The 3,867-nt window shown below is 66.5% G+C and carries 5 protein-coding genes; 4 read left to right on the top strand and 1 reads right to left on the bottom strand.

The features are described 5' to 3' along the window. A partial coding sequence (maiA, locus tag AC1DQP_RS17770) for a maleylacetoacetate isomerase (protein ID WP_478052134.1) occupies positions 1-565 on the top strand: 565 nt, incomplete at its 5' end. 106 nt (positions 566-671) lie between these two features. On the opposite strand, the gene AC1DQP_RS17775 is transcribed toward maiA, so the two are convergent. Further along, positions 672-1,805, bottom strand: a complete 1,134-nt coding sequence (locus tag AC1DQP_RS17775) for a PilT/PilU family type 4a pilus ATPase (RefSeq protein ID WP_038690656.1) — start codon at positions 1,803-1,805, stop codon at positions 672-674. 97 nt (positions 1,806-1,902) lie between these two features. Between AC1DQP_RS17775 and AC1DQP_RS17780 the strand changes: the two genes are divergently transcribed. The 3 genes from AC1DQP_RS17780 (at position 1,903) to AC1DQP_RS17790 (ending at position 3,802) form a co-directional block, all read left to right on the top strand. Further along, positions 1,903-2,304 carry a DUF4398 domain-containing protein gene (locus tag AC1DQP_RS17780; RefSeq protein ID WP_306175462.1) on the top strand — a complete coding sequence of 134 codons (402 nt, stop codon included), beginning with the start codon at positions 1,903-1,905 and terminating at the stop codon, positions 2,302-2,304. A gap of 14 nt (positions 2,305-2,318) precedes the next feature. After that, positions 2,319-3,215, top strand: coding sequence for a hypothetical protein (locus tag AC1DQP_RS17785; protein ID WP_478052135.1), 897 nt, complete (start codon positions 2,319-2,321; stop codon positions 3,213-3,215). Between the two features lie 368 nt (positions 3,216-3,583). Beyond that, complete coding sequence (locus AC1DQP_RS17790) at positions 3,584-3,802, top strand: HP1242/YdcH family protein (protein ID WP_256775312.1); 219 nt, start codon at positions 3,584-3,586, stop codon at positions 3,800-3,802. The last annotated feature ends 65 nt before the right edge of the window (positions 3,803-3,867 follow it).

The following is a 3,867-nucleotide window of genomic DNA, read 5'->3' on the forward strand; positions in this document are numbered from 1 at the left end:
GATCACCCCGGTGCACCTGGTGCGCGATGGTGGACAGCAGCACAGCGCGGCCTATGCCGCGCTCAATCCCCAGGAACTGGTGCCCACGCTGTGCCATGACGGGCAGGTGCTGCGGCAGTCGATGGCGATCCTGGAATACCTGGACGAGGTGTTCCCGCTGCCGGCGCTGCTGCCCGACGATGCGGCCGGGCGTGCGCGGGTGCGCGGTCTGGCACAGTTGGTGGCGTGCGATGTGCACCCGCTCAACAACCTGCGGGTGATGCAGTTCTTCAGCGACACCTGGAACGTGCCGCAGGTCGAGCGCGATGACTGGACCCGGCACTGGATGCGGGTGGGGTTCGACGCGATGGAGCGGATGCTGGTCGAATCGGTCGATACCGGTCGCTTCTGCCATGGCGACAGCCCGAGCCTTGCCGACTGCTGTCTTGTCCCGCAGCTGTACAACGCGCGCCGCTTCAACCTGGACCTGGAGCCGTACCCGACCCTGGCCCGGATCGATGCGGCGTGCCTTGCCTTGCCGGCCTTCGACACGGCGCGCCCGGAAAACCAGCCCGACGCCGCCTGACCGGCGGTAACGCGCAGGGTAGTGCCGGCCGTTGGCCGGCKCCTCAAAAGACTGGATCGAAACCGCACCGGTAGAGCCACGCAACGCGTGGCTCCCCGATCACCCCTCAGAACCCGTGCGTGATCGCCGCCGGCGCACTGTTGGCCGAGAAATCCGCGTACGGATCGTGCTCGCCACTGCCACCTTCGGACAGCCGGAACTTCAACGCCAGGCCATCGCGCGAGTCGGCCGCGCGCAGCGCTTCCTCCTGCTCGATGATGCCGTTCTTGGCCATCCGGAACAGGCACTGGTCGAAGCTCTCCATGCCTTCTTCCAGCGAGGCTTCCATCGCAGCCTTGATCTCATGCACCTGGCCGCGGCGCAGCAGATCGCGGATCATCGGGGTGTTGATCAACACCTCGGTGGCCGGCAGGCGACGCCCGTCCTTACCCTTCACCAGGCGCTGGGACACCACCGCGCGCAGGTTCAGCGACAGGTTCATCAGCACGTTGCGGTGGGCGCTTTCCGGGAAGAAGTTGAGGATGCGCTCGATGGTCTGGTCGGCGTTGTTGGAGTGCAGCGTGGCCAGGCACAGGTGCCCGGTCTCGGCGAAGGCGATGGCCGCCTCCATGGTTTCGGCATCCAGGATCTCGCCGATCAGGATCACGTCCGGCGCTTCACGCATCGCGTTCTTCAGCGCGTTGTGGAAGGCGTGCGTATCCAGCCCGACCTCGCGCTGGTTGACGATGGACATCTTGTGCTTGTGCAGGTACTCGATCGGGTCCTCGATGGTGAGGATGTGCCCGGTCGTGGTGCTGTTGCGGTGGTCGATCATCGAGGCCAGCGAGGTCGACTTGCCCGAACCGGTCGAGCCGACCACCAGCACCAGCCCGCGCGGGGTCATGATGACGTCCTTGAGCACCTGCGGCAGGTTGAGCTCTTCGATGCTGGGAATCTTGCTGCGGATGGCACGGATCACCATGCCCACCTCGCCGCGCTGCTTGAACACGTTGACGCGGAAGCGCCCGGCCTCGGCCAGGGCGATGGCCATGTTGAGCTCCAGCTCGCGCTCGAACTCGGGCACCTGGCCCTCGTCCATCAGCGAGTAGGCGATCTTCTTGACCATTCCCGGCGGCAGGCCGGTATTGCCCAGCGGGTACAACTTGCCCTCGATCTTGATGTATACCGGTGCTCCGGTCGTCAAGAACATGTCCGAAGCGTTCTTTTCGGTCATCAGCTTCAGGAAATAGCCGATATCCATGCGAAATGTTTCCCCAACAATCGGCCGCGTGCCATTGCAAGCACGCCGCAGGCTTCCGACAATGGCCGCGCTCCTACTTCTGGCGACGGCACCCCCAATGAATCCTAGCTTCGCACAAATACGACGTGTCCCGTACCGGACGCTGCTGATATGCGTGACGGTGTGCACACTCGCGTTCGCAGGCGCCGCCCAGGCGCAGGACGGCGCGCTGGAGCTGATGCAGGCCCGGCAGGCGGTCGACAAGGCCACCCAGGCCGATGCCGACCAGTACGCCCCGGACCTGATCGCCGTGGCCCGGCAAGGGCTTGAACAGGCCCAGCGCGCGGCCGGCGACCGCCGCGAGCGCAAGAACGCCCCGGCCCTGGCCGTTCGCGCCACGGTCGATGCCGACCTGGCCCGCGCCCGCAGCGAGGAGGCCACGGCCACCGCCCAGCTGCAGCTGCGCCGCAATGAGGTGACCCAGCTGCAACGCCAGCTCGCCACCGGGGAGAACCGCTGATGAAGGTTTCGCCGATGAAGTCCCCGACGCTGCGTGCCTCCACCCTGCTGCTGGCCGCCAGCCTGGCCCTGCCGCTGCTGGCCCAGGCGGCCGAAGACCCGGCCGTGGCCCAGTTGAGCCAGCGGCTGATGGCCATCCAGGCCAACCCCGATGCGGCCCAGTTGGGCGCCTTCGAGCGGCTGCAGGCCCAGCAGGCGGTCGCGGAGCTGGCCAAGGCCAAGCGCCGTGATGTGGACCAGGCCCGTTACCTGGCCGAGCGCCGGGTCGAGATCGCCGAAACCAGCGTACGTGCCGCGCTGGCCCAGCGCGAGGTCGACCAGCTCGAACGCACCCGCAGCGAGCTGCTGATCGAAGCCAGCCGCCGCGATGCCCAGCGCGCCCGCCAGGAGGCCGAACGCCTGCGCGTGCAGGCGCAGATCCAGGCCGAGGAGAGCGAGCGCCTGCGCGTGGCCGCCGAACAGGAAGCCCTGGCCCGCCAGGATGCCGAAACCGCGCTGACCAGCGTGGCCGGCAAGCAGACCGCGCGCCTGAGCGCAGCCCAGCAGAGCGCGGCCAAGCTGGCCCGCGAAGAGGCCGAACTGGTCTCGGGCAACAAGCTGCCGGGGTCGAAGTTCGACACCCGCGGCGAGGTCTTCACCTTCAACGGCGATGCCTTCGCCGCCGGCAAGGGTGCTTTGTCGGCCGGGGCCAAGGGCCAGGCCAAGGCGCTGGCCGAGTACCTCAACATCGGCAAGAAGGGTCGGGTGCGGATCGAGGCCTATGATGCCGCCGCCGGGGTGGGCGATCAGCGTGCCCAGGCCCTGCGCGACGCGCTGGTGGCCGCGGGCGTCAGCGCCAGCCGGCTGCAGGTGAGCGGCAAGAAGGCGGCGGCGACCAAGGCGCGTTCGGCCGAGGTGATCATCGCGCCCTGAGAACGGCGCGGTGGTCGACCACGATCGTTGGTTGTGATGCAACTGCTTGTTTTCGTTTAATTTTCGTTGTTCTGCGTGTTCAGCCTGAACCTCTGCTGGGCCACATCGAAAATTTCAGATGAAACGCTTGAAGACCCTCCGGAGCAGGCGTAGGGTCAGTTGTCCGGGTGGCCTTCCGCGACCCGGACGATTGGAGGGCCGGGCCGATGAACCGAGGGCTTGAACCACAGCAGTCTGCAGTCCGGGCAGTCCCGGTTGCACGTGCAGGTTCGGTTGCGGTTCGTGTCCGGCGCTCCACCCAAAAGCAACGCCCCGTGCCGTGAGGCCGGGGCGTTCTTGTTTCTGCAACAAGCGATAGGAGGTTCATCATGTTCGAAGGTCAGCCCCAGAGCGAGATCGATGCACGCCGCAAGCGTGACCCGGAATTCAAGGCACTGTACGAGCGGCACCAGAAGTTGAACAAAAAGTGCATGGATGCCCAGCTGGGTGTGTTGCCGATAGACGATCTGACCCTGGGCCGGATGAAGCGTGAGAAGCTGCTGGCCAAGCAGAAGCTGGAACGGATGTACGACTCCCCCATGCATTGAGCCCTTTGGGTACCGGCCTACGGTCGGTACCTTCCCCCGTCGACGCGGGCGGCGTCCGTCTCCTC

Source organism: Stenotrophomonas sp. P5_A8, assembly GCF_056400545.1.

What these genes read in the sequence shown, in the direction of transcription:
- AC1DQP_RS17775 (WP_038690656.1), bottom strand. Translation starts at nt 1,805, where the DNA reads ATGGATATCGGCTATTTCCTGAAGCTGATGACCGAAAAGAACGCTTCG.
- AC1DQP_RS17780 (WP_306175462.1), top strand. Translation starts at nt 1,903, where the DNA reads ATGAATCCTAGCTTCGCACAAATACGACGTGTCCCGTACCGGACGCTG.
- AC1DQP_RS17785 (WP_478052135.1), top strand. Translation starts at nt 2,319, where the DNA reads ATGAAGTCCCCGACGCTGCGTGCCTCCACCCTGCTGCTGGCCGCCAGC.
- AC1DQP_RS17790 (WP_256775312.1), top strand. Translation starts at nt 3,584, where the DNA reads ATGTTCGAAGGTCAGCCCCAGAGCGAGATCGATGCACGCCGCAAGCGT.